This is a genomic window from Opitutus sp. sgz309028 (assembly GCF_059821195.1).
The window spans coordinates 214,489-240,006 of the sequence record NZ_JCAMRR010000004.1; the positions used below are offsets into that span (position 1 = coordinate 214,489).

A 25,518-nucleotide genomic window follows, 5' to 3' on the forward strand; every position below is an offset into this window, starting at 1 on the left:
CGGCAAAAAAAAGCCGCGGGGAAATCCCCGCGACCGAAAGGACGATTCTGGCGCCGCCCGCATGCGGCGGCAAAATCAAGCCGCTCGCTGCTGCTCGAGGAGGCCGGTCCGCAAGGCCGCGACCGGCACCGGGATGAGCTTGCCCGGACGAACGCGGCGCACCATCGCCGGACGCACCGCCGCGATCTCGATCGCCTGCGCGCCGACCGGCATCGTTTCCAGCTCCGGCTGCTGCGCCACGCGGCGCGCATCGTATTCCAGCATGCTCGCGAGCACGCTCAGCACCCGCTGGCAGATGCTGATCACCGCCACACCGATCAACACCGCGCTCATCAGCTGCAACCAAAGCTCGCGCGCGCTCGAGCCATCCAAACCCACCGGGCACAAACCCGGCGCAAACCGGGGCAACAATCCGAAGACGGTACCGACAAACAGAAATCCAAAGGCGTGATTCATATTCATGATGCTTGTTTAAGCGCCCGCTGTGCCAACGTCGGTCGGTCAGTGCTAAAGCGCGAGGGAACAGGGAACTGCGATTTTGTGGTGTGCGTGTAGCGCGGCGATCGCCCGAATTCCGCACGAAGCGCAGGAAACGACTCGTGCAATCCGCCGGAATTCCGGCCATCACCGCTGAAGGCCGGCGACAGGACGGCCGCTTCCACAGTTCCCACGACTTTCCCCGATAGCCGGCTATGACACGCCCAGGAAAACGTTCACGGGCAGTGACAACGATTGCGACGCCGCCCGGCTGCGTCTGGCGTCACACGTCGCCTGCCAGCGGTCGCAACACGATCTCCTCGACCACCGTGCGCCGTGACATCCGGTAAACCGCGAAGAACGCCCGCGCGATGTCGTCGGCCGGCATGGTGCGTTCCTCCGCCACGCCGCTGCCGTCCCACGACGGCGTCCATGTCGCGCCCGGATGCACACAACAGACGCGCAGCCCCGTGCCGGTCGTCTCCGCCCGCAACACCTGCGCCAGTCCGGTCACGCCGAACTTCGCCGCGCAATACGCCGCACTCCGCGGATAAGCGCGCAGCCCCGCGATCGAACTCATGAAAAACACATCGCCTCCGCCGCGCGCGATCATCCCGGGCACGAAGGCCCGCGACACGAGAAATGCGCTGCGCAGGTTGGCGTCGATCATCGCATCGAACGCCGCGACGTCGGTCTCCAAAAACGGCGCCGGCACGAAGGCGCCGGCGTTGTTGATCAACACGTCGACCGCACGGAAACGCGCGCTGACGTTTCCCGCGAGCGATGCCACCGCAGCTTCGTCCGCGACATCGCAAACGAACCCTTCGGCCTTCGCCCCGAGCTTCGTGCACGCCTGCGCGACCGCGCGGAGTTTCTTCTCGTTGCGAGCAACGAGCGCGAGCCGCACGCCGCGAAGCTCGCGCGCAAACACCCGCGCGATCGCCGTGCCGATGCCTTGCGACGCTCCGGTGATGAGCACGACCGGTTTACTCATCGTTACAGATTTATTCATGCTTCCAGGTGGAGCCCGCTGTCCCCAGCGGGCGCGATTTCGGCATGGGTCTTTCTCTCATCTTCAGCACACGAGCTGACCGAAATCCATGAAGTCGGCCGTGAAACCGCCTTTCACGCCTTTGCAGATCACGCTCACCGCGTCGTGCGAGTGCAGCGATTCGAGATGCGAGCACGCGATGCGGAAATCCTTGATCCGCTTATCGGCGTCGAACTCGCGATAGAGCAGCCGCGCCGCGTCCTCGACGAACTTGAGATGCGCGCCATTGAGCTCCGCAAACGCCTGCTCGTCCTCGCGCTTCACCATCACCTGCGTCTCGGTCTGCAGCGCCTGCAGGCAGAGCGCATGCACGTCCTCGATCCAGATCTTCTTGCCGGGCACCTCCTCGACGACGACCCGGGCCTTGCTGCGCTGCGAATGCGGCACGCTGTAAACGCCGCGGGTGTCGCGCGCATGCTCGGCCAGCTCTGCGGAGCACGGGCACGCCGACGAATAAACAAAGTCGAAATGGATGAACCGACGGTAGTCGCCGCGGCTCGTGAGCACGCCTTCGAAGGCGACATTGTAGAACTGATACCCCTCAAGTCCGCTGCGCAGACTTGGGTGCAGCATCGGATACGAGAAGTTCACCTTCAGCCGCGCGTCCTTGCTCCGCACGTTTTTCAGATAGGCGCGCAGGATTTTGCCCAGCCATTCGCCGGTGAACACCTCGTGCTTGTGATCGTAGAACGAGCGCACAATCCGGCTCATGTTAATGCCTTTCAGATCGGCCTCGAGCGACACCGTGCCGGTGATGCTCGCCTCGAGCGTGAGCACGTCGCCCTTCTTCGTGCGGAACTTCAGCGGAAGTTTAAAATTGGATACACCGACCTGCTGGATCGGCACGTGGGCACCCTGGATCGCGTCGTGCGCGGCCTCCATCATATCCGGCAACGACTCACGATAGGCGTCAGTCACGCGGAAGCGCCGGTCGTAGCCGCGCTTGATCTTCGGATCCGCGCCGCTCGCGGAGCGGTGCAGGTACATCGGCTTCTTTTTGCTCATGTTCGTTTTTGGCTGAAGCGCGCCGGCAAAGGCGTGCCGTGCTCTGGCTGGGGCGGGTGACGATAACCGCCGTCCGGCGCAGAGGAAAAATCGTGGTGTAGCGCGTTCATCCGCGTGCCGCCGGGCCGCGCTCGACCGGGTCGGGCCCGAAATACTCGGCGAAATTGCGCGGCGTCTCGAACAGCCGCACGCAATGCAATTTTCCCGCCGGCAGCCGCGGCTCGATCTGCTCCCAAAACGCGATCACGAGATTCTCCGTCGACGGAATGATCCCGCGGAGGAAATCAACTTCGTCGTTGAGGTTGTGGTGATCGCATTTGTCGACCACCGCCTCGTGCAGGATTTGTTTCAATTGCGCGAGATCGAGGATGTAACCCGTATCCGGATGCGGTTCGCCTTTCACCGTCACCTCGAGCACGTAATTGTGACCATGCCAGTGCGGATTCGTGCAGCGGCCGTATTGGCGGGTGTTCCACGCCTGGCTCTTGGACGGGTTGTGCAGCCGGTGCGCCGCGTTGAAATGCACCTGACGCGTGATGTACACGGTGCCGCGCAGCACGCGCGGGACACGGCTGGCGGCTTTTCGACGACGGGACTTCGCTGGCATGGAGGGTCAGAAGTAGCGATAAACCGCGCCCGGTCAACCGCGCCGCCCGACCCTTGCAGCGCGTTCGAAAGTGCCTGACAACGCTGTCGTCCAAACCCTCGCCTCCTCCGATCTGTCCTAAAGTCCGGAACCAGCGCTTTCTCCCGACTTACTATCCCGCCGCAACCGGTTCAGCTCGTTCATGAAAATCCGCAAAGCCCTCATCACCGCCGCCAATCCCGGCCAACGCTCTCTTCCGCTCCAAACCTTGATCGACGCGCAGGGCCAAACGAAAACCGCCCTCCAACTCGTCCTCGAGGAAGCCGCCGACGCCGGCGTCGAGGAGTTCTGCGTCATCGTCTGTCCTGGCGACGAAACCGTTTACGCCGAAGCCTCCGGCGCACTCCGTCCGCGGATCCGTTTCATTCCCCAAAAAGCCGCCCGCGGCTACGGCCACGCCGTCCTCTGCGGCCGCGACTTCATCGGTGACGAACCTTTCCTGCATCTCGTCGGCGATCACCTGCACGTCGCCCACGGGCAAACGAGCTGTGCCCGCCAACTCATCGACGTCGCCACCGCGGAAAACACCTCCGTTTCCGCCGTCCAGCCGACGCGCGAGAGCCAGATCACGTCCTACGGCGCCATCGGCGGGCGCCTCGTCGGCGGCGAAAAACCGCTCTACCAGATCGAATCCGTCCTCGAAAAACCCACGCCTTCAATCGCCGAACAGCACCTGATCGTCCCGGGCCTGCGCGCCGGTTTCTATCTTTGTTTCTTCGGTCTCCACGTCCTCGGCGCCGAAATCTTTACGCTGCTCGAAGAACACCGCGCCGCCGCCCCCGATAAACCGCTCGGCCTCTCGCCCGCGCTCCACGCGCTCGCCAATCGCCAGCGTTACCTGGCCCTCTCAGTCGCAGGCCGCCGCTACGACATCGGCGCGCATTACGGCCTCCTCTTCGCGCAGCTCGCGCTTTCGCTCTCCGGGCGCGAACGCGACCAGGTCCTCACCCAGCTCGTCGAGCTCCTCGCCCTCCGCCAAACCGAGTCATGAGCACGCTCGCCCCGGAATCGCCGCGCTCCTCCGCGCGCCCGCCGCTCCGCGTCACCGACATCATCGACGCCGCCGACTCCACGATCCGCGACACCGCCGTCGATCGCTGGGCGGAGGGAAAATCCGTCGAGGAACTCGTCGCCGCCTGCGCCGAACTCGACGCCTACCGTCGCCGCGAAACGAATCTCTACAAACGCGTCCGCGCGCTCTTTTTCATCACCGCGATTCAGCGCTACCACCTGCCGGCGCGCCCCGAGCTGCCGCGCTCCGGCCGCGTGCCATTCGCCGGTTTTCGTCATTTGCTCGAGCGCCGTTTCGAGGAAGCGATCGCCGAGTTTCTTCACGCCCAGACCGAGCAGGGCCCCAACGAAACCCTTTCGAGCGCGCTCGCGGCCGCCCACCACGCCCTCGCGTTTCAAACCCTCGCCGACCAGGTCCGCCGCACCGTCCGCTCCACCCGCGGCAACGCCTGGATGTTCCGCCTCGGCCACCCGCTCGATCAACCGCTGCGCGTCCGCCCCGAGCTCCTCGCGCGCGACTCCGCCGAATCCAGTTTTCCACTACTGCGCGAGCGCACGCCCGTGCGCATGGATCTCACGCACTGCGGCTGGAGCGACATCTTTTTCCTCGGGATGGATTTCCCCGAGGGCGCGCGCGTGCTCAACATCTCCGTCGACCTCGGCGTGCACGGCCGCGACGCCGCCCCGCGGCCGCCCGTCGAAGCGTGGTTTCGCGTCATCGACGAACCGGTGATCCGCCTCGCCAGCGTCGACCTCGAGACCAGCGCCACGATCGCCACTCTCGACGAGGTGTTCGATTTCGGCCGCGACTACCTCGGCCTGCTCAAGGCTGCGGTGATCGCCGCCGGTATTGTCCCGCCCGGCATCGAGCGCTCCGGCGCCAGCCTCGCCGAACTGCTCGCCGCGATCTTCGGCAGCGGCCGCGGCTTCGAGCTCGTGAGCAACGTCAACCGCATCCCGAAGGGCTCGCGCCTCGCGGTTTCGACGAATCTTCTCGGCGCGCTCATCGGCGTCTGCATGCGCGCCACGAGCCAGATCCGCTCGCTCACCGGCGCGCTCGAGGAAACCGACCGCCGCATCGTCGCCGCGCGCGCGATCCTCGGCGAATGGCTCGGCGGCTCCGGCGGCGGCTGGCAGGACTCCGGCGGCCTCTGGCCCGGCATCAAACTCATCGAGGGCGCGACGGCGCAGCCCGGCGACCCGGAACACGGCATCAGTCGTGGCACATTGCTGCCACGCCACACCTTGCTCGGGCGCGATCGCATCCCCGCGGAAGCGCGGCAGAAACTCCAGGACTCGCTTGTCCTGGTCCACGGCGGCATGGCGCAAAACGTCGGCCCAATCCTCGAGATGGCGACGGAGAAATATCTCCTGCGCAGCGAAGCCGAATTCGCGGCCCGTCATCGCGCCGTCGCCACACTCGACGAAATCCTCGGCCATCTCGCCGCGGGTGACATCAAGCAGCTCGGCGCCGCGCTCACGCAGAATTTCTTCGGCCCGCTCCAGACGATCATCCCGTGGGTCAGCAATCTCTACACCGAGCGACTGATCGAGCGCACCCGCGCCGCGTTCGGCGACGACTTCTGGGGCTTCTGGATGCTCGGCGGTATGTCCGGCGGCGGCATGGGTTTCATCTTCGCCCCGCACCGCAAACGCGAAGGCCAGGAAAAGCTCCGCGAGATCATGCTCGCCACCAAACGCGAGCTCGAAGCCTCCCTGCCGTTCGCGATGGACCCCGTCGTTTACGATTTCGCGATCAACGAACACGGCTCCGTCGCCGCGCTGTTGTCGGGAGACGACGCGCTGCTGCCGGTGGATTTTTATCGTCACACCGTTCCAGCGCTCCTCCGCCGCTCCGCGCGCGATCTCTCTTCGCGTGAGCGTCACGACCTGCAGCAGTTCACCCGCGCCGCGCGCACGCTGCCTGAATTCTCCGGCGCGTTGCCCACGCTGCTCGACCAGCTGCTGCCTTCGGCGGACAACACCAACGATCATGCGCAACGCCTCGCCGAGCTGCTGGCGCAAAACGGCTTCGATCGCGCGCAGCACGAACAGATTCGCGCCGATCTCCGCGCCGGCCGCATCGGTCTCGCGATGAACCGGCTCCCGCCGAATACGAAGATCGAGGACGTCCCGCCCGCCGCGCTCTTCGATGGCTCCGTCTCCAACAACCCGGAAGTCCAAACCCGAAACCCGGAACTGGTGCGCTTCCGCGCCGCCGGCGAAGCGGCCCTGAAACGCGGCGAACTCGTCGTCATCACCTACGCCGCCGGCGTCGGCAGCCGCTGGACGCAAGGCGCCGGCGTCGTGAAAGGCCTGCACCCCTTCGCCAAGCTCGCCGGTCGCCATCGCAATTTCATCGAGACGCACCTCGCCCGCACCCGCCGCGCCGAACGCGACTACGGCACGACGATCCCGCACGTATTCACCACCAGCCATCTCACGCACGCCCCCATCGAGCGCTGGCTCCGCGAGAATCATGGCGACACCTTCGGCTCCGGCTCCGCCACGCCCTCTCTCAACACTCAACCCTCAACTCTCAACTCCAGCCACGTCCTGCTCTCGCCGGGCCGCTCCATCGGCCTGCGCCTCGTGCCCGCCGTGCGCGATCTGCAGTTTGCCTGGGAAGAAACCGCGCAACAGAAGCTCGACGAACAAAAGGAAAAGATGCGCGAGAGCATCCGGGCCGCGCTCGCGAACTGGGCCCGCACCGTCGGTGAGGGCGCCGATTACACGGACAATCTGCCCGAGCAATGCCTGCATCCCGTTGGTCACTGGTTCGAGATTCCGAACCTGCTGAAAAACGGCACGCTCGCACGCCTGCTCGCCGCGCAGCCGCAGCTCCGCACGCTCGTCGCGCATAACATCGACACCCTCGGCGCTTCGCCCGATCCGCTGCTCCTCGGCTGGTTCCAGTCCACCGGCGCCGCGCTCGGCTGGGAAGTCATTCCGAAACGCATCGAGGACCATGGTGGCGGTCTCGCGCGCGTCGATGGACGCCTCCGCATCGTCGAGGGCCTCGCGCTCCCGCGCGAAGAGGACGAGTTCAACCTCAGCTACTACAACAGCAATACCTGCTGGATCGACATCGACCGGCTCCTGGCGGTCTTCGGACTCACGCGCGCCGATCTCAACGACGCGGAGAAAACCGCGACCGCCGTGCGCACGCTCGCCGCGCGGCTGCCGACGTATGTCACGTTGAAGGACGTGAAGAAGCGCTGGGGCCACGGCCAGGAGGACGTTTTCCCGGTCGCGCAATTTGAGAAACTCTGGGGCGACATGACCGCGCTTCCGGAATGCCCGAGCGTCTTCGCTGTCGTGCCGCGCCAACGCGGCCAGCAGTTGAAAGACCAGGCCCAGCTCGACGCCTGGCAACGCGACGGCTCCGCCGCCCACGTGGAGGCGATCGGTAGCTGGTGAGGATCGTCGTCCGTATTCCGGTAGGGACGCCTCTCCGAGGCGTCCGCGACGAGTGCGTTGGTTTATCGAAGCGGCCGGCTCGGAGAGCCGTCCCTACGCCGCAACGCACCAGCCGAAGGCTTTCACTCGCATTCGTCCGCTGCTCGCTCACCGTCTCCTTCCATGCCGCTCCCCGAGCGCAAATGGCTGCACCACACGCCACCCAGCTGGGCGGAAGACTCCACCTATTTCGTCACCGTCTGTTGCCAGGTGCGCGGCACGAATCAGCTCTGCCTCCCAGAGACGTCGCCCGCGCTGCTGGACGCCGCTCGTCATTACCACACACAGCTTCGCTGGCATGTGACGCTATGGCTCCTGATGCCTGACCATCTTCACGCGGTGGTTTCGTGCCCACGGGAGGAAGCACTCGAAAAAATTGTCGCCGCTTGGAAGCGTTTCACGAGCCGTTCCGCTGGCATCGTGTGGCAGAAAGGTTTCTTCGATCACCGGCTCCGCCACGACGAGAGCTTCGCAGAAAAGACACACTACATTCGCATGAACCCCGTGCGTAAAGGACTCATCGCCCACCCTGACGATTGGCCTCACATTTGGTCCCCCCGGTAGGGACGCCTCTCCGAGGCGTCCGCGACGGATACGTCTGGTTTTTCGAAGCGGACGGCTCGGAGAGCCGTCCCTACCGGCCCGCCTTTTTCCGACCCGCGCTTGTCCATCGCCCCTCGCGCTTAACGCATCCGCGCGATTTTTTGTTTGGCCCCGCGCCCGCTCGGGTCTTCAAAACCGCAAACATGGGCATGCGGTTTTGCATTCTCGGCAGCGGCAGTTCCGGCAATGCCGCGCTCCTCGTCACAGACGAAACGCGGGTGCTCGTCGACGCGGGTTTTTCCGCGCGTAAACTCAACACGCTCCTCGCCGCCGTCGGCGAATCGCTCGACCGGATCGACGCCGTGTTCCTCACCCACGAGCACAGCGATCACTCCGCCGGCATCGAGGGTTTGAAGAAATTTCCGCACATCCGCCTGTTCGCCAACGCCGCCACCGCCGCCGCCATCCAGCGCGGACTCGAGCACCGGCCGGACTGGCAGCTCTTCCAGACGGGCACGACGTTTCGCTTTCGCGATCTCGAGGTGCGCAGTTTCGCCGTGCCGCACGATGCGCAGGAACCGGTGGGCTTTCGTTTCAGCAGCGGCCACGAGGGCGATCTGTTCACGCCGCGCCGCGCGCTCACGTATCTGACCGATCTCGGTCACGCGCCGATGCACATCCGCGAACACATCCGCGGCTGCGGGGTCCTCGTCGTCGAGGCCAACCACTGTTCCGAATTGCTGAAGAACGACCCGAAACGTCCGTGGGCGCTCAAACAGCGCATCAGCGGCCGCCACGGCCACCTTTCCAACGCCGCCGCCTGCGCGCTCCTCGCCGAGGTCGCGTGCCCCGAATGGCGTCGCATTTACCTCACGCACCTGTCGCGCGACTGCAATTCACGCACCGCCGTCGAGAGCGCGTTCGCGCCGCTGCGCACGACGCTCGCACGCTGCGAGTTCGCGATCGTCGAGCAGGGCCAGAGCACGCCGCTTTACGAGATGCTCTGAACGCGGCGGGCAGGGACGCGTTTCACGCGTGGCCGTTCTTCAGACTGCGACGGTGCGCGATCGAATACATCAGGATCGCGCCGATGATTCCGAACGGAATCATGTAGTAGAAATAGTAGCCCCAGCCGTGCCGATCGAGCACGTAGCCGAGCACCTTCATGCCGAGCGCCGCGCCAAAATACTGAAACGCATCGATGCAACCCGACGCGAACGCCGCCATCTTGCGGCCGCCGATGTCCATCGCCGCCGCCGGACCGAGCAGCGAATGCGTCGAGTTCACCGTGAACGAAATCATCACGAAAAACGCGATGCCCCAGTTCACCGTCGTCACCTGCGTCGCCGCCAAAATCACAAGCAACTCGATCGCGTAGATGCCGCACGCCACCGGCGCCCGCCGCGAATGAAAGAAGCGGTCCGAGATCCAGCCGGACAAAAATGACCCGCACGACGCGACCAGCGGAATCATGTAACCGAGCCACTGAAACTTCGCTCCGGTCATCTCCAGATGATGCACCTCCTGGAAATAAACCGGAAACCACTGGTCGACCGCCTGCCGCACCGCGCCCGTGCACGCATACGCCGCCGCGATGATCCACACGACGGGGTTGGTGACGATCTGCTTGAACACGATCGCGATCTCGCCGCGCACATCGATCTCCGCGTGGTCCGCCTCGCCTTCGAACAGTTTCAAATAACCCGCCTCCTCCGGCGTGTCCTTCACCACCAGCGCAAACCCCACCGCCACCAGCGCCGCGATGATCGCCGGCACCCAGAACAGCCAGCGCCAGTGCTGCGGCGGGATGTGGATCAACCCGAAGATCGCGAAGCCCGCCAGCAGCAGCGGCAGCAGCTTGTTGGCCGCGAGCCGGCCGAGGTTGATCATGAAACCGAAGATGCCCGCAAACGTCCCGCGCTGTTTCTCGCTGAACCAGGCGCTGTTGATCTTGATGAAACCCGGAGCGCCAAACGACTGGATGTATCCATTAATCCCCCACAACAGCGTGAACAGCGACAGCATGCCCCAGAACGACGCCACGCCGAACAGCAGGTTGACAGCGATCGTGCCTGTCGCGCCGATCAGCATCGCTTTCTTCCCGCCGATCCGGTCCGTCAGCAAACCGTTGAGGATCTGCCCGCAGCCGTAGGCGACGAACTGCATCGACAGGATCGTGCTCATGTCCGACTTCGTGAAGCCGAACTCGTCCGCGATCGCCTTGTTCGCATAAGCGAAATTATATCGGCAGAAGTAGTAGCTCGTATACATGAGCCCGACGGTCGCCCAATTGATCCCGCGACGGCGCCGGAATCCCGGTGGATAACTCGAGACACTGCCGCCGGTCGGGCCGGCAACGTGGGCATTCATGGGCCGCGTGTTGTAGCCGAAACCGGCGACGCTGCACGGAAAAACCGGCCCGCCCATGCGACGGGACAGTTTTCCCGCGCTTGCCGGCCGGGCCGGTTTGCGGCACCACCGCCGTTCGCATGAACGTTGTTCAATCCTTCCGCCGCACGAAAATCGTCTTCACGCTCGGGCCGGCCACCGAGAGCGAGACCATGCTCGAACAGCTGATCCGCGGCGGCGCCGACATCGTCCGCCTCAACATGGCGCACGCGACGCACGACTGGACCCGCCAGACGGTCCGCCGCATCCGCGAGGTCAGCGCCCGGCTCGGCCGCGAAGTGGGCATCATGATGGACATCAAGGGCCCCGAGATCCGCACCGGCGACCTGGCCAACCCGATCCAGCTCAAGCCCGGCGAGATCTTCGACTTCACCGTCCAGCCCGGCACCGCCCGCGACTCCGCGCACGAGGTCCGCTCCGTCGACGTCAACTACCGCGACCTCGTCAACGATATCCAGATTGGCGATACCGTGCTGGTGGACAACGGCCTGATCCGCCTCGAGGTCCTCGAAAAGGACGCCGCCCACATCCGCTGCCGCGTCCTCATCCCCGGCCAGCTCAGCTCGCGCCGCCACATCAACCTGCCGGGCGTCCGCGTCAACCTGCCGTCGTTCACCGAGAAGGATCGCGCCGACACGCTCGTCGGCATCGAGGCGGGCATCGATTTCGTCGCGCTGTCGTTCGTCCGCGAGGCCCGCGACATCGCCGCGCTCCGTGGCTTCCTCCACGAGCACAATTCCAACGCCCGCATCATCGCCAAGATCGAGGACCAGTCCGCGATCACCAATCTCAACGACATCGTCGCCGCCGCCGACGCCCTCATGATCGCCCGCGGAGACCTCGGCATCGAATGCCCGTTCGAGGAACTGCCGGTCATCCAACGCCGCGCCGTCCGCGCCTGCATCGCCCAGGGCCGCCCCGTCATCGTCGCGACCCACATGCTCGAGTCCATGATCTCGCAGCCCGTGCCCACGCGCGCCGAGATCACCGATGTCGCCAACGCCGTCTACGAACGCGCCGACTGCGTGATGCTCTCCGGCGAGACCACCGTCGGCAAATACCCGCTCGAATGCGTCCAGATGCTCGACAAGATCTCGCGCCGCGTCGAAGCCGAGCAGGATCCCAACCGCATGGAGTCCGCCACGTTCGCGACCGAGAAGATGAAGCTGCTCAACTCGGCCGTCGTGCTCGCGAACCAGATCCCGCACTCCAAGATCGTCACTTTCACCCGTCACGGTTTCATGGCCACCGGCCTCGCCGCGCTCCGCCCCGACGCCGCGCCGATCTTCGCGTTCACCCCCTACACGGAACTCCTCCGTCAGCTGCGGATTCTCCGCGGCGTCGAACCGTTCCGTCTCGAGTTCGCCGAGGAGCCCAATCTCACGATCGAGAACGCCATCGCCCTGCTTCGTAGCGGCGGCTGGATCCAGCCCGGCGACAGACTCATCGTCGCCACCGATATCCTCGCGCAGGATCGTCTGATCGACGCCGTGCAGCTCCGCACCGTCCGCTGAGCCACGCGTCGCCGGCAACACCTTCTCCAGTAGCAGGACAGCGACGCAACAGCAGCGTCGCTGCTGCCTGCGTCCGGCCGGCCCGGCGCGCATAAATTGCTTTGAAACGGCGGCCAACCCGCATTTTTTGCCCCACATCATGCGCCGTCGTCTGCCCCTGCTCCTGACGCTGACCGCGTGGCTCCTCGCCACCGGCAGCCACTGGGACCTGGTGCAAACCTTCGGTTGGGGCCGCATGATCGCGACCTATTCGAAGACGATGCCGCTCGCGGAGGCGGTGCGACTCACCTTCACGCCGGAAAACATGTGCGGCGTCTGCTCCGCAGTCGCGACAGCGAAACAGCAGCAGTCCGACGCCACCGCCATTCCCGGCGGCAAGCTCGATGGGAAGGTCATCCTCGTTTTTGCACGCACGCCGGAAACCGTCGTGCCCGTCCCCAATCTGCTTTCGTGGTCGCTGAGCGACCTTCCGACCCCCGCTGCCTGGCGCGCCGCGCCGCCGGTGCCGCCGCCGCGCCCGCTCGCGGTCTGATCTGCCCCTGCTGCCGGCGAAGGTCGTTTGACCCGCCGTCCCTGTCCGCGCCCTGCGGCGCTCCCGCGCGTTCGCGCGTCTGCCACGCCGCCGCGTTTCCTCCCTTTTCCCTTCCGGCGCCTCGGGCGCCGCCCGTGCCCACTCGCACATGAACACCGTTTTTTCCCGTTCCTTCCTCCTTTCCACCGCCCTCGCGATCGCGCCGGCCGCGTTAGCCAGCGACGATCCCCTTCAACTCTCGCCGCTCGACGTCACCGCCGCGCGCGCCCAAAGCCTCACCGTCGCCACCGCGACGCAAGCGGCCGCCGAGCTCCGGTTGACGCCCGGAGCCGTCGAACTGGTCGACGCCGCACGCTTTCTGCGCGGCCGCGCCTCGACGCTCGCGGATACGTTTTTTCTTTCGCCCGGCGTCATCGCGCAGTCGCGGTTCGGTTCCGACGAGGCGCGGCTCTCGATTCGCGGCTCCGGACTCCAGCGCACGTTTCACGGCCGCGGCCTCCGCGTCCTGCAGGATGGCGTTCCCATCAACCTCGCCGACGGTTCCTTCGACATGCAGGCGATCGAGCCGCTCGCCGCGGCCCACGTCGGCGTCTGGCGCGGCGCCAACGCCCTCACATTCGGCGCGTCCACGCTCGGCGGCGCCATCGACTACGTGTCGCGCACCGGGCGGCTCGATCCGCCGTATTTCGCGCGCCTCGAACTCGGCGCATGGAACTACCTTCGCACCGGACTCGCGATCGGTGGTGTGCGCGGGGACCTCGACGCCTACGTGTCCTTCACGCGCGCGTCGCAGGACAGCTTCCGCGACCACGCCGAACAGGAAAACCAGCGGCTCTTCGCCAATTTCGGTCTCCGCCATGCCGCCACCGCGGAGACGCGTGTTTATCTGACTGCGGTCCGCACCGATTCCGAATTGCCGGGCAATCTCACGCGCGCGCAGCTGCGCACAGACCCCTCGCAAGCGAACCCCGCCAATCTCACGCTTAACCAGAAACGCAATTTCGACCTGCTCCGCCTCGCCACCAAAGCCACGGTGCGGACCGGCGACACGCGCTGGGATTTCTCCACGGCCTGGTCCTACAAGGACCTCGATCACCCGATCTTTCAGGTTGTCGATCAGCTCTCGAACGACCTTCTCCTCGGCGCCACCGCCATCCACGAAGGCGATTTCGGCGGTCGCGCGCATCGCCTGCGCGGTGGACTTTGGCTCAACCGCGGCCAGACCAACGCCGCGAATTTCGTGAACATCGCCGGACGCCGCGGCGCGCTGGTCACCGCCGCGACCCAAACCGCGACGAATCTCGAGGCATTCGTCGAAGATCAGATTTCGCTGGGCCGCGGCTTCACGCTCGTGCTCGGCGCCAGCGCCGCCGCCAATCGTCGCGCCAACGACCAGACCGTCGGCGCCACGCCGGACTACGCGCTCGATTACGAGCGTTTCATGCCGAAGCTCGGCCTGCGCTGGGACGCGCGCGAAGTGCAGGTTTACGCGAACGTTTCCGGCAGCTACGAGCCGCCGTCTTTCAGCGAGACACTCACGCTCAACACCGCGCGCGACGCGCAGACCGCGACCACGTTTGAACTCGGCACCCGCGGCACCCGCGGCCCGCTCCGCTGGGATCTTTCGCTCTACCGCGCCGCGCTCGAAAAGGAGTTGCTCACGATCGACGACGACAACAACCCGGCCACCGCCGCCGCGACGGTCAACGCCAACGACACGATTCACGAGGGCATCGAGCTCGCCGCAGCACTCGACCTGCTCGGCTCGGCGTGGACCAACGCGCATCCCGCGCACCGCCTGGTGCTCCGCGCCGCCTGGACCTATGGCCGCTTCCGGTTCGACGACGATCCGCGCTACGGCAACAACACGCTCGCGGGGCTTCCGCCGCACCTCGTCCGCGGCGAGCTTACCTGGGAGTTCTCCGACTGGTATGCCGGTCCAACGGTCGAGTGGTCTCCAGAAAAAACCTACATCGACTTCCGCAACACCTTCGCGGCCGATCCCTACGCGATCGCCGGTTTTCGTTTCGGCTACCGTCCGTCGCCCGGCTTCGCGTGGTTTGTCGAAGCGCGCAATCTCTTCGACCGCCGTTACGCCGCGACGACCGGCGTGATCGAAAACGCCGCCGGCACCGACCAGGCGCAATTCCTCCCCGGCGATGGCCGCGCCGTTTACGCCGGGATCGAGCTCCGCTGGTGATTCGCAGGCTTTCGCTCCGCCTCATTCTCGATTACGTTCCAAGCCATGAAACGGAAACTGCTGTCCCTGATCTCCGCGCTGAGCCTCCTGCCGCTCGCGCTCGTCGCCGGCGAAAACGCGAAGAACTGCGGCTGCGACTGCTGCAAGGGCAAGGACGTCTGCTGCTGCCACGCAGCGGACGCCGCCGACAAGGCCGAGCGGCATCCGCTGAAAGGCGTGATCGTCGACGTTCGTCCCGCGCAATCCGCCTTGCTGGTGAAACACGAGGACATCCCCGGCGTGATGCGGGCGATGACGATGCTCTTCAAAGTCGACGCCGCCACGCTCGCCGACGCGAAAAAAGGCCAGGCGATCACCGGCCAGCTCGTGCAACGTGACGACGAGTTCTGGCTGGAGGATGTGAAGCCCGCGAAGTGATCGCGCGCCGGGCGCGACGAAGCTCCGCCCGGCCTATAATCGTTTCGCGAGCATCGTCCGCAGCTTTTCCCGCGCGCGATAAAGCCGCGCCTCGACCGCTTTCGGCGTGCAGCCGAGCGTCGCTCCGATTTCGGCGTGGGAGAGCTGCTCATACTCAAAGAGCACGATCGCCTCGCGCAACTCCACCGGCAGCGCCGCGATCGCCTCGCGAACGGCCGCCCCGCGTTCGGCGCGCTCCACCGCCCGGCTTCCGATCTCCGCTCTGCGATCTTCCATCTCCGACGTTTCGCTCCACTCCTGCAGCGAGACTTCCGGCCGGCGGCGCCACCAGCGCAGCCGGTTGCGCGCGAGATTGACCGCGATCGCAAACAGCCACGGCCGGAACTCCGCGCCGTCCCGAAATTTTTCCCGCTGCTGCCAGACACGCACGAACGTCTCCTGCGCCAGCTCCTCCGACTCGCGCGTATTCAGGACGATGCGCGCGATGAGGCTTTTCACCGGCAGTTCCCAACGCTCCATCAGCGCGCTCAGCGCCGTGTCGTCCCCGGCCTGGACCCGCCGCATCCACGCGCGGTCCTCCGCGCCTTCGATGCTCCGCCGCGAAGAATCGTCTGCCGGCGAAGTCACGGATTTACCTGCACCGTCGGCGCCCCTTCGTGCGTGTAGTCCTTGATGCGCGGCAGCACGAGCGCGAGATAGCGCTGGCCCTGTTGCGGCGCCATGAGATGGGCCACTTTTTGAAAGTGCTCCGACATGGAGCCGACGCACACGGCTTCGAGCTCCGCGATTTCGTTCGCCGGCGCGTTCGTCCGCCGGGCCTTCATGATCGCGGCGCAGTGGCGGGCGCATTGCACGCCGTAGTTGTCATGCAGTTCCTTGATCTTGGCGAACTGCACGTCGGTCAGTTGAAATTCCGTCCGCAGCCACGCCATCGCATCGTGTTCGCGGGCCGCACGCCGCAGCGCGGGGTCGTCGTTCAGGCGATAGAACGCCGCATACGACGCGCCTGCCACGCCCAACACCACGAGAACGGTGATCCACAGGTTCTTCATCGCGTCACGGCATCGACATCTCGCGCGCATCCAGGCTCTGCACATACAGATCCGCGATCTCCGCCCGCTCCGCCGCCACCTGCGAGCGCGCCTGCTCACGTCCCGCCCAGCCTCCGAGCGCCAGCGCGACCAGCAACGCGCCGGTCACCATGGCGGCATGGCGCCGTGCATAATCCGTCCAGCTCGCGGGCACGCCAGCCGCTTCAATTCGTGCCCACACCGCCGCGCGAAACCCGGGGTTCCGCGCCGGCTGCACCCGCCAGTCGGCCAGCGCGCGCGACAGCGGTTCGTTCGATTCAGGCGATTTCATGGTTCTTCCTTTTCCGCTTATAACCCGAACGGCGCCCAAACCCGCGATAATTTTTACGCCGCACGATTTTGTCGATTTGCCGAGGGTCCGACCCCGCGCGCGGTGTAGTTTGAATAACTTCCCATGACTAGACTCCTTTTTGTTTTCGCGCTGCTGGCCGCGCCGGTCCTGGCGGCCGACTCCGCGCCAGTCCACGGCTTAGGCCAGGAGAAAGCCGCGTCCGTCTACCAATGCCCCATGCACCCCTGGATCAAATCCGACCATCCCGGCAAATGCACGGTGTGCGGTATGGACCTCGTCGCCGCGTCGACCCTCGCAACTCAACCGTCCGACACCGATGCGAGCACGATCTCGCTCAGCAGCTCCAGCGTCTCCGTCATCGGCGTGAAAACCTCCGTCGTCGCGCGCCAGCCGCTCAGCCGCTCGCTCCGCGTTTCCGGCCGTATCGAGGACGACGATACCCGACACCGCATCCTGTCCGCCCGCGTGCCGGGCCGCATCGAAAAACTCTTCATCAACTTCGTCGGCGCGCCCGTGGTCGCTGGGGCGCCGCTCGCGACCTTGTGGAGTCCCGACCTGCTCACCGCGCAGCGTGTGTTTGTGGAACGCGTCCGCGGCGGCGACATCGCCTTCAGCGCCTCCGAACAAGCCGCCGCCCGCGAACAACTGCAACAACTCGGGCTCACCGGCAGCGACATCGCCGAGTTGGAAAAAACGCTCCGGCCGTCGGCCACCTTCACCCTGCGCGCGCCCGTCGATGGTGTCGTCGTCGCGAAATCCGTTTACGAGGGCCAATACGTGCAGGTCAGCGATCGCTTGTTCGAGTTGGCGGACTTTTCGCAGATGTGGTTCGTGTTCGACGCTTATCCGCAAGACCTGCCATGGCTGCTCGTCGGACAGGCGGTGGAGCTCACCACCCGCGCCGTGCCGGGCGAAGTGATTTCGTCCACGATCGAGTTCATCGATCCGAATCTCGACGACCTGAAACAGACCGCGCGCGTGCGCGCCGTGCTGCCGAACCCGCATTACAGCGTCGCCGGCGAAGCGCATTTTCTCCCGCACCGCGTGCTCGCCGAAGGCCGGGTGTTGATCGAGACGCCCGCCGTCCTCGCCGCCCCACGCTCCGCCGTGCTCGACCCCGGTTCCGGCCCGGTCGCATATGTCGAAGTCGGCGAGGGCCGCTACGAACAGCGCCAGCTGAAACTCGGACGTCACGGCGACGCCCTCGTCGAGGTCCTTTCCGGTCTCCACGAAGGCGAGCGCGTGGTCACCGAAGGCAATCTGCTGATCGACGCCCAGGCGCAGTTGAACCGCGAGGCCGCCGGTCACGCGCACGCGATGTCCGCCGCGCCGGCGCACGCGGCTCCGGTCGCCGCCGCGGCGAGCAGCACGAGCGAGGATTCGATGGACGCGTTCACCCGGCTCGCCAACGTGGCGATCGATGCCGCCGACGCGCTCGCGAGCGACGACTATGCGCGCTACCAAAAAATCTTCCCCGAGCTCACCGGCGCCGCACAGGGCCTCGACCTCCCGAAACTCGAGCTCGGCTCGAGCCTGAAAACTGCGCGGCGCTCGTTCGAGCCGTGGAGCACCGCGGTCGCGGATTTGCTCAAGCCGCATCGCAGTCACCTCGGGTTGAAGATCTTTCAATGCCCGATGACGCCCGTCCTCGGCAAGGGCCGCTGGGTGCAGCGCAATTTGCCGCTCAAGAATCCGTTCTTCGGCTCCGCGATGCCCGATTGCGGCGACGAGATTCGCTAGCTGCGCCGCACCTCCTTCGCTCCCATGATTTCCGCGCTCATCCGCTGGTCGCTCGCCAACCGGTTTCTCGTCCTCTGCGGCACGGTGCTGCTGCTGGGCTGGGGCCTCGTCGCGCTGCGCCGCGTGCCCATCGACGCCATCCCCGACCTCAGCGAAAACCAAGTCATCGTCTTCGCCGACTGGGAAGGTCGCAGCCCGCAGGAAGTCGAGGACCAGGTCACGTATCCGCTCTCGGTGAACTTGCAGGGACTGGCCGGCGTCCGCACCGTGCGCGCAACGTCGATGTTCGGCTTTTCGCTGATCACGGTCATTTTCGACGACAGCATCGACAACTATTTCGCGCGCACGCGCGTGCTCGAACGGCTCAATTACCTGGGCAACGTGCTCCCGGCCGGCGTCACGCCACGGCTCGGCCCCGACGCCACCGGACTCGGCTGGGTTTACCAATACTACCTGAAGGACTCGTCCGGAAAACAGGATCTCGGCGCGCTGCGGGCGCTACAGGATTATTTCGTGCGCTATCAGCTCGCAGCCGTTCCGGGCGTCGCGGAGGTGGCGAGCATCGGCGGTTTCGTGCGCCAGTGGCAGGTCGAGGTCTCCTCGCTGCGCATGCGCACGCTCGGGGTGACGCTGCAGCAGGTCATGGACGCGATCGCGGCCAACAACCTGAACGTCGGCGGTCGCACCATCGAGGAGAACGGCCAGGAGTTCATCGTGCGCGGTCGCGGCCTCGTGCAATCCGCGGCGGATCTCGAGGCGATTGCGCTCACCGTGCGCGAGGGCACGCCGCTCTATCTGCGTGATGTTGCGCGGGTCCAGATCGGCGGCGAGTTTCGCCGCGGCGCGCTCGACGTCGACGGTCACGAGGTCGTGGGCGGCACGGTGGTGATGCGCTCCGGCGAAAACGCGTATCAGGTGATCAAGGACGTGAAGGCCAAGATCGCGCAGATCGCCGCTGGCCTGCCGCCGGGCGTGACGATCGAGCCGTTCTACGATCGGAGCGGACTGATCGATCGCGCCATCGACACGCTCAAGCACACGCTCTGGGAAGCGGTGATTCTCGTGACGATCATGCACGTGATCTTCCTGTTTCACTTTCGGAGCATCCTGATCGTCACGATCCCGCTGCCCGCTTCGATTCTGATCTCCTTCATCCTGATGAAGGAGTTCGGGATCCAGTCGCACATCATGTCGCTCACCGGCATCGCCATCGCGATCGGCGTGCTGGTCGACGCCGCAATCGTGATGACCGAAAACGTGATCCGCCATTGCGAGCTCGCGGAGAAAGCCGCCGGCGGCTCGCGGCTCACCAAGCAGGATTATTTCCGGATCACGCTCGAAGCCTCGCTGCAAGTCGGACGGCCGATCTTTTTCGCGATGGGGATCATCATCCTCGCCTTCGTGCCGATCTTCACGCTCACGGGTCAGGAGGGGAAATTGTTTCACCCGCTCGCCTGGACGAAGACCTTTGCGATGGCCGGCGCGACCCTGCTCGCGGTCACGCTCGTGCCGGTGCTCTGCACGTATCTCGTGCGCGGACCGTTTCACGCCGAGGACCGCAACCTCGTCATGCGCTTCCTCCTGCGGCTCTACGATCCCGTGCTCGACTGGGCGCTCGGCCATCGGAAAACCGTCCTCGCGCTCGCCGCCGCGCTGCTGGCGTTCTGCTCCCTCATCGCCTTCGGTTTGCCCGCGCGGCTCGTCTCTCAACTCTCAACCCTCAGCCCTCAACTCGCGGCGCATGCGCCGCGGGGCTTCGGCTCCGAGTTCATGCCCACGCTGCAGGAGGGTTCGCTGCTGTTCATGCCCGTGCTGCTGCCTAGCACGTCGCTGACGGAGATCAAGCGCATCATGGCGTGGCAGGATCAGGTGATGAAAGAGACGCCCGAGGTCGCCAGCGTCGCCGGCAAGCTCGGACGTTTCGACACCGCCACGGATCCCGCGCCGGTGGAGATGATCGAGACCACGATCATGTTGAAGCCGCCATCCGAATGGCGCGCCGGCATGACGAAGGAAAAACTCATCGCCGAGCTCACGATGAAGCTCACGCAAGTCCCCGGTTATGTCCCGGGTTTTCTCCAGCCGATCGAGAACCGGATTCTCATGCTGTCGACCGGCATCCGCGCGCAGCTCGGCGTGAAAATTTTCGGCGACAACCTCGACGCGCTCCAACGCAAGGCGCTCGAAATCGATCAGGTGGTCAACAAGATCCCGGGCGCGACCGGCGTCGCGCCGTCCCGCGTGCAGGGCAAACCCTACCTCGAAATCACCGTCGATCGCGCCGCGATGGCGCGCTACGGACTCAGCGCCGCCGATGTCCTCGCGGTCGCCGAAACCGGACTCGGCGGGAAGACCGTCACCACCTCAATTCAGGGCCGCGAACGCTGGCCCGTGCAGGTGCGGCTCGAACGCGCCGACCGCGAGGACCTCGAACGGCTCTCCGCGATTCCGGTGGCGACGCCGTACGGCACTTACATTCCGCTCGGCCAGGTGGCGACGATCTCGCGCGTGCTCGGGCCCAACGAAATCGCGTCGGAAAACGGGCGTCTTCGCGCCTTCGTGCAGGCCAACGTCACCGGCCGCGACCTCGGGTCGTTTGTCGACGACGTGCGCGAGCAGATCGAGCGTCAGGTCACGTTGGATCCTGGCATGACCATCGAGTATTCCGGCCAATACGAAAACCAGCTGCGCGCGCGCCAGACCCTGCAGCTGATCGTGCCGGCGGTGATCGCGATCATCTTTGTGATTCTCACGCTGACGTTCCGGTCCGCGGGCGAGGCGGCGCACGTGATCCTCGCGGTGCCGTTCGCGCTGACGGGCGGCGTGCTCTTGCAGTGGATCATGGGCTTCAATTTCAGCGTCGCCGTCTGGGTCGGCTACATCGCGCTGTTTGGCACCGCGATTCAGACCGGCGTCGTGATGGTCGTATATCTCGAGGAAGCGGTGAAAAAGGCGCTCGACGCGAAGCGTCGGAGGGCGGGATCTCCCGACCTCGCCATTGCCGCAGACACTGCATCGACCGAAGACAAAATCGATTCGATCCCGGCGGGGTCGGGAGACTCCGCCCTAGAACCGCTCCTCACGCGCGTGGAGTTGCTGGCAGCCGTGAAGGAAGGCGCGCGACTGCGGCTGCGGCCGAAAGTCATGACGGTCGCGACGACGGTCGCGGGCTTGCTGCCGATTTTCTGGAGCACACGGACAGGCACCGAGATCATGCAACCGCTCGCCGCGCCGGTCGTCGGCGGCATGCTTTCCTCGCTCGTGCACATCCTGATCGTCACGCCCGTGATCTTCGCCTGGCTGCGCGAACGGCATCTGGCGAAAGCGTGAGATGAGCCGGGTCCGTTGAATCCCGACGCAGGTGGAGCCCGACGGGACATCGGGCTTCACCTATTGCTGGAAGGCCTGCGTCTCAACCCAACGGACGGCGTGGCGGACGAGCGCCGTCGTGTCGGTGAGCTCCAGCTTCTCCTTGATGTGCCCGCGGTGCACGTCGACGGTCTTGGAGCTGAGGTTGAGCTGCTTCGCGATGTCGCGCGTGCTCTTGCCCTGACCGATGAGTTGAAACACCTCGAATTCGCGATCGGTCAGTTTCTCGATCGGCGAATTCGAGCCGCGCGGTTTTCGCCCCGAAAGGCTGTCGAGGATACGCGCGGACATCCGCGGACTCACATACACCTGGCCGTCGAGCACCTGCCTCAGTGCCACCAGCATCGCCTCGCCGCCGGCCTCTTTCATGATGTAGCCGCGCGCGCCGGCGCGGAGCACGCGTTCGGCGTAGATCATCTCGTCGTGCATCGAGACCACGAGAATCGGCAGCCCCGGATGCGAGGCTTGCAGGTCCTTGATGAATTCGATTCCGCTCCGGCCCGGCATGGTGATGTCAGTCAGCACCAGATCGACCGGGCCTTTCGCCAACTCCCGCAGCGCCGACGCCGGATCGCCCGCTTCGCCGCTTACCGTCAAGCCGGGCTGTTTGTCGATCAGGTGGGCGAGACCGGCGCGCATGAACGGATGATCGTCCACGATCAAGATGCGGCGACGGGCCGGAGGCGTCGGGGCGGCGACAGATTTCGAGTCCGCTGTTTTCGGGCGTTTCATGACTGGACAGGATCAGCGCGTGGCGGCGGGGTTCGCCTGCCGGATTTCCCGCGCGCCATCCTTCACGACGCAGCGCACGGTGACACCTTTTCCTGCTTTCGATTCCACGGCGAGTTCGCCGCCGATCATGGCCGCGCGATGTTGCATGACCTGCAAACCGAGGCCGCGGTTTTCCCCGTCGGCAAGGCCGCGGCCGTTATCGGCGATCGACAACTCGAGCGCGCCCCGGCGCCGGCCGAGGCGGATCACGATTTCCTTCGCGTCGCTGTGCTTCAGGGCATTGTTCACCGCCTCCTGCGCGATGCGGTAAAGATGTCCGGCAGTGACGGCGTCGTTGACCATGACCGGATCCGGCGCGTCGACGCGGCAGGTCAGTCGGCCGACGGCCGTGGTCCGCTCCGCGAGATCGAACAAGCTCGCCCACAGCGCCTCCGGCGCATCCTTCACCGGCACGAGTCCGCGCGCCATCGAACGCGTCTGCGCGATCGCCTCGCGCAGCAGTCCGCCGATCCGCTCGACCTGTTGTTTCAAATCCGGCTGACGCTCGGCGATGTCGGCCTTGAGCGACGCGCACATCATCTCGATCGCGGTCAATTGCTGGCCGAGCCCGTCGTGCAGGTCCTGCCCGATCCGGTGCTGCTCCCGCTCGCTGACTTCCAGGATTTCCTGCTGCAGCCGCTGGCGCGTGCGCTCGGCCTCCGCGAGCGCGCGGTCGCGCTCGATCGCGGTCAGCGCGCGTTTCACGACCGCCGGCAGCAGATCGAGCAGCGCGGTGTCTTTCATCACGTAGTCGAGCGCGCCCTCTTTCATCACCTCGACGGCGACTTTCTCGTCGCCCTGGCCGGTCACGACGATGAACGCCACCTTGAGGTGGTCCTTGCGCAGGCGTTTCAACAACTCCGGTCCGCCGACGTCGCTCAGTTTCAGATCGAGCAGCATCAGGTCCGGCGTCTCGCGCGCGAGTGTCTCCAGCGCCGCTGCCCCCGAGTTGGCGGTCGACACTGTGTAGCCTTCGCCCCGCAGCGTCTCCGCCATGAGGATCAACAGGCCCTCGTCGTCGTCGACGACGAGGATCTTCGCACCAGGGGTCGCTTTCGTCATGCGCGGACGTGGGACTGCGCTCGGGCCCGGTTCACGCGCTCTTCACCGGCGGGACCAGCAGGAGCGTCACGAACAATCCCAGCCGGCGGATCGCCTCCGCGAACTTGTCGTAATCGACGGGTTTTTGAATGTAGACGTTGCACCCGAGCTCGTGACAGCGCTCCACCTCGCGGACGTCGTCGGTGGTCGTGAGCATGATGACGGGAAGCCGGTGCAGCTCGGGGTCGCTTTTCAGCCGGCGCAGCACCTCGATGCCGTCCACCTTCGGCATGCGGATGTCCAATAAAACCAGATACGTCTGATTCGGCTGCGCGGCGCGTTCAGCGTTCGGCTTGAAGAAAAAATCGAGGACTGCCTGGCCGTCCCGGAAATGCTCGATGCGGTTGTCCAGTCCGGCGATCTCCAGATTGTGACGGATCAGGATCGCGTGTCCCTCGTCGTCTTCGACGATCAGAATAACAAGTTCGTTCTTCGTGGCCATGGTCAGCTGAGAATCAGCGCGGCGCCGGCGGCGGGCCGCGGGAAAGGTGTGCTCATGCAATGTTCCGTCCGGAAGCGGTTCAGCAACCGAATTCCGTGCGCCGGCTCAACTTGCCGGAAGGGTGACGTGGAAGGTCGAGCCGACGGCCTCCTCGCTCTCCACCCAGATGCGCCCGCGCTGCCGTTCCAGCACCCGCTGCGCGATGGTGAGCCCCAATCCTTCGCCCGCCGTCGCCTCCGGATTCAGTCTATGGAAAATCTCGAAGATCTTCGGCTGGTGGGCCGCCGGGATGCCGATGCCATTGTCGCGCACCGAATAATAGGCGGTCTGCCCCTTCACCTCGCCGGCGATCGTCACCTGCAGGCGCCGGTCGGACGCACGATACTTGAGCGCGTTGTCGAGCAGGTTGGCGAACACCTGGCTGATCTGGTCGTGATCGCCCACGCACGGCGGCAGGGCGGCGACGCGCACCTCGGCCTTCGCTTCGTTGAGCTGAAACTTCATCGCGGCAATGATTGCCGCCACCATCGCGTTCATGTCGACCGGCGCGATGTTGAGCGTCACGCGCCCGAGCCGCGAATAGCGCAGCAGCCCGGCGAGCAGCATCTCCATCTTCTGCACGCCGGCGTTGATGAAACGCAGCGATTGCGGGATCGTTTCCTCCATCGGCTGCTTCAGCGCCGCCACCGGCACGACGCCGTCCTCCGCCGCGGCCATCGTCACCTGCATCTTCTCGCAGGCGCGCTGCAACATGCGACCGAACCCCTGCACGTTGACCAGCGGCGACCGGAGATCGTGCGAGACGGTATAGACGATCGCCTCGAGCTCCTTGTTCTTCTCCGCCAGATCGCTGGCGAAACGCTCCAGCTCCGCCTCGTCGGCCTTGCGCTGGGTGATGTCCGTGCGGATCGCAACGTATTGCACCGGCCGCCCCTGATCGTCGAGGAACGGATAAATCGTCGTGTCGACCCAGTAATAGCTGCCGTCCTTCGCGCGATTCTTGATCTCGCCCTGCCACACGCGGCCGTGCGCGATCGTGCTCCAGAGGTCGCGGAAAAAGTCCTTGGAGTGATATCGCGAATTGATGACCCGGTGGTCCTGGCCCAGCAGTTCCTCGCGCGCGTATTTGGAAATCGCGCAGAACTTGTCGTTCACATACGTGATGCGCCCGCGCGCGTCGGTGATCGCCACGATCGAGTGCTCGTCGAGTGCCGCCTTCACGTCGCGCAGCTCCTTCAACGCCTTCAACAACTCCTCCTGCGAACCGGCCTGTTCGCGCTCGAACGACTTCAGGCGCGCAATCAGTTCTTCCTTCGAAAGGGCATCGTAGTCGACCGGGTTCACGCCGCGCGAATGTGCCGCGCCGCCCCGCCCGCGCAAGGCCGGAGCGGGGGCGCGTCGGCAGGAAAAGCGCAGGAATCGCCAAGATGCGCGGCGCGCGTCTCGCG

At 65.5% G+C, this 25,518-nt stretch carries 22 protein-coding genes; 10 read left to right on the forward strand and 12 right to left on the reverse strand.

What is annotated here, in order from left to right; genetic code table 11:
- Positions 1–75: 75 nt before the first annotated feature.
- From AC6RV7_RS16515 to AC6RV7_RS16530, 4 genes are all read right to left on the reverse strand, one after another.
- A complete protein-coding gene (locus AC6RV7_RS16515) occupies positions 76–462 on the reverse strand; it encodes a hypothetical protein (protein WP_500095130.1) in 387 nt (128 codons plus the stop codon).
- A gap of 298 nt (positions 463–760) precedes the next feature.
- Positions 761–1,489: an SDR family oxidoreductase gene (locus tag AC6RV7_RS16520; RefSeq protein ID WP_500095131.1), complete on the reverse strand. Its 729-nt coding sequence runs from the start codon at positions 1,487–1,489 to the stop codon at positions 761–763.
- A 63-nt stretch (positions 1,490–1,552) separates the two neighbouring features.
- On the reverse strand, positions 1,553–2,533 hold the full coding sequence (gene folE2 / locus AC6RV7_RS16525) for a GTP cyclohydrolase FolE2 (protein WP_500095132.1): 981 nt from the start codon (positions 2,531–2,533) through the stop codon (positions 1,553–1,555).
- 106 nt (positions 2,534–2,639) lie between these two features.
- Entirely contained in the window at positions 2,640–3,140 is a 501-nt protein-coding gene (locus tag AC6RV7_RS16530; RefSeq protein WP_500095133.1) for a 6-pyruvoyl trahydropterin synthase family protein, read from the reverse strand.
- A 181-nt stretch (positions 3,141–3,321) separates the two neighbouring features.
- Here AC6RV7_RS16530 and AC6RV7_RS16535 point away from each other — a divergent pair, with 181 nt between their 5' ends.
- The 4 genes from AC6RV7_RS16535 to AC6RV7_RS16550 all read left to right on the forward strand — a co-directional run bounded on the left by AC6RV7_RS16535 (position 3,322) and on the right by AC6RV7_RS16550 (position 9,199).
- Complete coding sequence (locus AC6RV7_RS16535) at positions 3,322–4,170, forward strand: sugar phosphate nucleotidyltransferase (protein ID WP_500095134.1); 849 nt, start codon at positions 3,322–3,324, stop codon at positions 4,168–4,170.
- On the forward strand, positions 4,167–7,610 hold the full coding sequence (locus AC6RV7_RS16540; RefSeq protein WP_500095135.1) for a UTP--glucose-1-phosphate uridylyltransferase: 3,444 nt from the start codon (positions 4,167–4,169) through the stop codon (positions 7,608–7,610). Before AC6RV7_RS16535 ends, AC6RV7_RS16540 begins: the two co-directional genes overlap by 4 nt.
- A gap of 162 nt (positions 7,611–7,772) precedes the next feature.
- Positions 7,773–8,213: an REP-associated tyrosine transposase gene (locus AC6RV7_RS16545; protein ID WP_500095136.1), complete on the forward strand. Its 441-nt coding sequence runs from the start codon at positions 7,773–7,775 to the stop codon at positions 8,211–8,213.
- A gap of 182 nt (positions 8,214–8,395) precedes the next feature.
- The gene (locus AC6RV7_RS16550; protein ID WP_500095137.1) at positions 8,396–9,199 is read left to right on the forward strand and encodes an MBL fold metallo-hydrolase; all 804 of its coding nucleotides are present in this window, start codon (positions 8,396–8,398) and stop codon (positions 9,197–9,199) included.
- A 22-nt stretch (positions 9,200–9,221) separates the two neighbouring features.
- Here AC6RV7_RS16550 and AC6RV7_RS16555 read toward each other — a convergent pair whose 3' ends face one another.
- Entirely contained in the window at positions 9,222–10,562 is a 1,341-nt protein-coding gene (locus AC6RV7_RS16555; RefSeq protein ID WP_500095138.1) for an MFS transporter, read from the reverse strand.
- Between the two features lie 119 nt (positions 10,563–10,681).
- Here AC6RV7_RS16555 and pyk point away from each other — a divergent pair, with 119 nt between their 5' ends.
- The 4 genes from pyk (at position 10,682) to AC6RV7_RS16575 (ending at position 15,264) form a co-directional block, all read left to right on the forward strand.
- A complete protein-coding gene (pyk, locus tag AC6RV7_RS16560; protein ID WP_500095139.1) occupies positions 10,682–12,115 on the forward strand; it encodes a pyruvate kinase in 1,434 nt (477 codons plus the stop codon).
- 139 nt (positions 12,116–12,254) lie between these two features.
- Positions 12,255–12,647 (forward strand): hypothetical protein, encoded by a 393-nt coding sequence (locus AC6RV7_RS16565; RefSeq protein WP_500095141.1) that lies wholly within the window; start codon positions 12,255–12,257, stop codon positions 12,645–12,647.
- A 148-nt stretch (positions 12,648–12,795) separates the two neighbouring features.
- Positions 12,796–14,847 carry a TonB-dependent receptor family protein gene (locus AC6RV7_RS16570; protein WP_500095142.1) on the forward strand — a complete coding sequence of 684 codons (2,052 nt, stop codon included), beginning with the start codon at positions 12,796–12,798 and terminating at the stop codon, positions 14,845–14,847.
- Positions 14,848–14,892: 45 nt separating this feature from the next.
- The gene (locus AC6RV7_RS16575) at positions 14,893–15,264 is read left to right on the forward strand and encodes a copper-binding protein (RefSeq protein ID WP_500095143.1); all 372 of its coding nucleotides are present in this window, start codon (positions 14,893–14,895) and stop codon (positions 15,262–15,264) included.
- A 33-nt stretch (positions 15,265–15,297) separates the two neighbouring features.
- On the opposite strand, the gene AC6RV7_RS16580 is transcribed toward AC6RV7_RS16575, so the two are convergent.
- Genes AC6RV7_RS16580 through AC6RV7_RS16590 form a run of 3 tightly spaced genes read right to left on the reverse strand, consistent with a single transcriptional unit; the run spans position 15,298 to position 16,626 of the window.
- Positions 15,298–15,891, reverse strand: a complete 594-nt coding sequence (locus AC6RV7_RS16580; protein WP_500095144.1) for an RNA polymerase sigma factor — start codon at positions 15,889–15,891, stop codon at positions 15,298–15,300.
- The gene (locus tag AC6RV7_RS16585) at positions 15,888–16,316 is read right to left on the reverse strand and encodes a hypothetical protein (protein ID WP_500095145.1); all 429 of its coding nucleotides are present in this window, start codon (positions 16,314–16,316) and stop codon (positions 15,888–15,890) included. The genes AC6RV7_RS16580 and AC6RV7_RS16585 overlap by 4 nt, the downstream gene beginning before the upstream one ends.
- A 4-nt stretch (positions 16,317–16,320) precedes the next feature.
- The gene (locus AC6RV7_RS16590) at positions 16,321–16,626 is read right to left on the reverse strand and encodes a hypothetical protein (protein WP_500095146.1); all 306 of its coding nucleotides are present in this window, start codon (positions 16,624–16,626) and stop codon (positions 16,321–16,323) included.
- A 123-nt stretch (positions 16,627–16,749) separates the two neighbouring features.
- Between AC6RV7_RS16590 and AC6RV7_RS16595 the strand changes: the two genes are divergently transcribed.
- A complete protein-coding gene (locus AC6RV7_RS16595) occupies positions 16,750–18,387 on the forward strand; it encodes an efflux RND transporter periplasmic adaptor subunit (RefSeq protein ID WP_500095147.1) in 1,638 nt (545 codons plus the stop codon).
- Between the two features lie 24 nt (positions 18,388–18,411).
- Positions 18,412–21,717, forward strand: coding sequence for an efflux RND transporter permease subunit (locus tag AC6RV7_RS16600; RefSeq protein WP_500095148.1), 3,306 nt, complete (start codon positions 18,412–18,414; stop codon positions 21,715–21,717).
- A 60-nt stretch (positions 21,718–21,777) separates the two neighbouring features.
- Here the strand turns inward: AC6RV7_RS16600 and AC6RV7_RS16605 are convergent, their stop codons facing one another.
- From AC6RV7_RS16605 to AC6RV7_RS16620, 4 genes are all read right to left on the reverse strand, one after another.
- Complete coding sequence (locus AC6RV7_RS16605) at positions 21,778–22,488, reverse strand: response regulator transcription factor (protein WP_500095149.1); 711 nt, start codon at positions 22,486–22,488, stop codon at positions 21,778–21,780.
- 12 nt (positions 22,489–22,500) lie between these two features.
- Complete coding sequence (locus tag AC6RV7_RS16610; RefSeq protein WP_500095150.1) at positions 22,501–23,589, reverse strand: sensor histidine kinase; 1,089 nt, start codon at positions 23,587–23,589, stop codon at positions 22,501–22,503.
- Between the two features lie 31 nt (positions 23,590–23,620).
- Positions 23,621–24,070, reverse strand: a complete 450-nt coding sequence (locus AC6RV7_RS16615; RefSeq protein ID WP_500095151.1) for a response regulator — start codon at positions 24,068–24,070, stop codon at positions 23,621–23,623.
- A gap of 105 nt (positions 24,071–24,175) precedes the next feature.
- On the reverse strand, positions 24,176–25,414 hold the full coding sequence (locus AC6RV7_RS16620) for a sensor histidine kinase (RefSeq protein ID WP_500095153.1): 1,239 nt from the start codon (positions 25,412–25,414) through the stop codon (positions 24,176–24,178).
- Positions 25,415–25,518 lie beyond the last annotated feature (104 nt).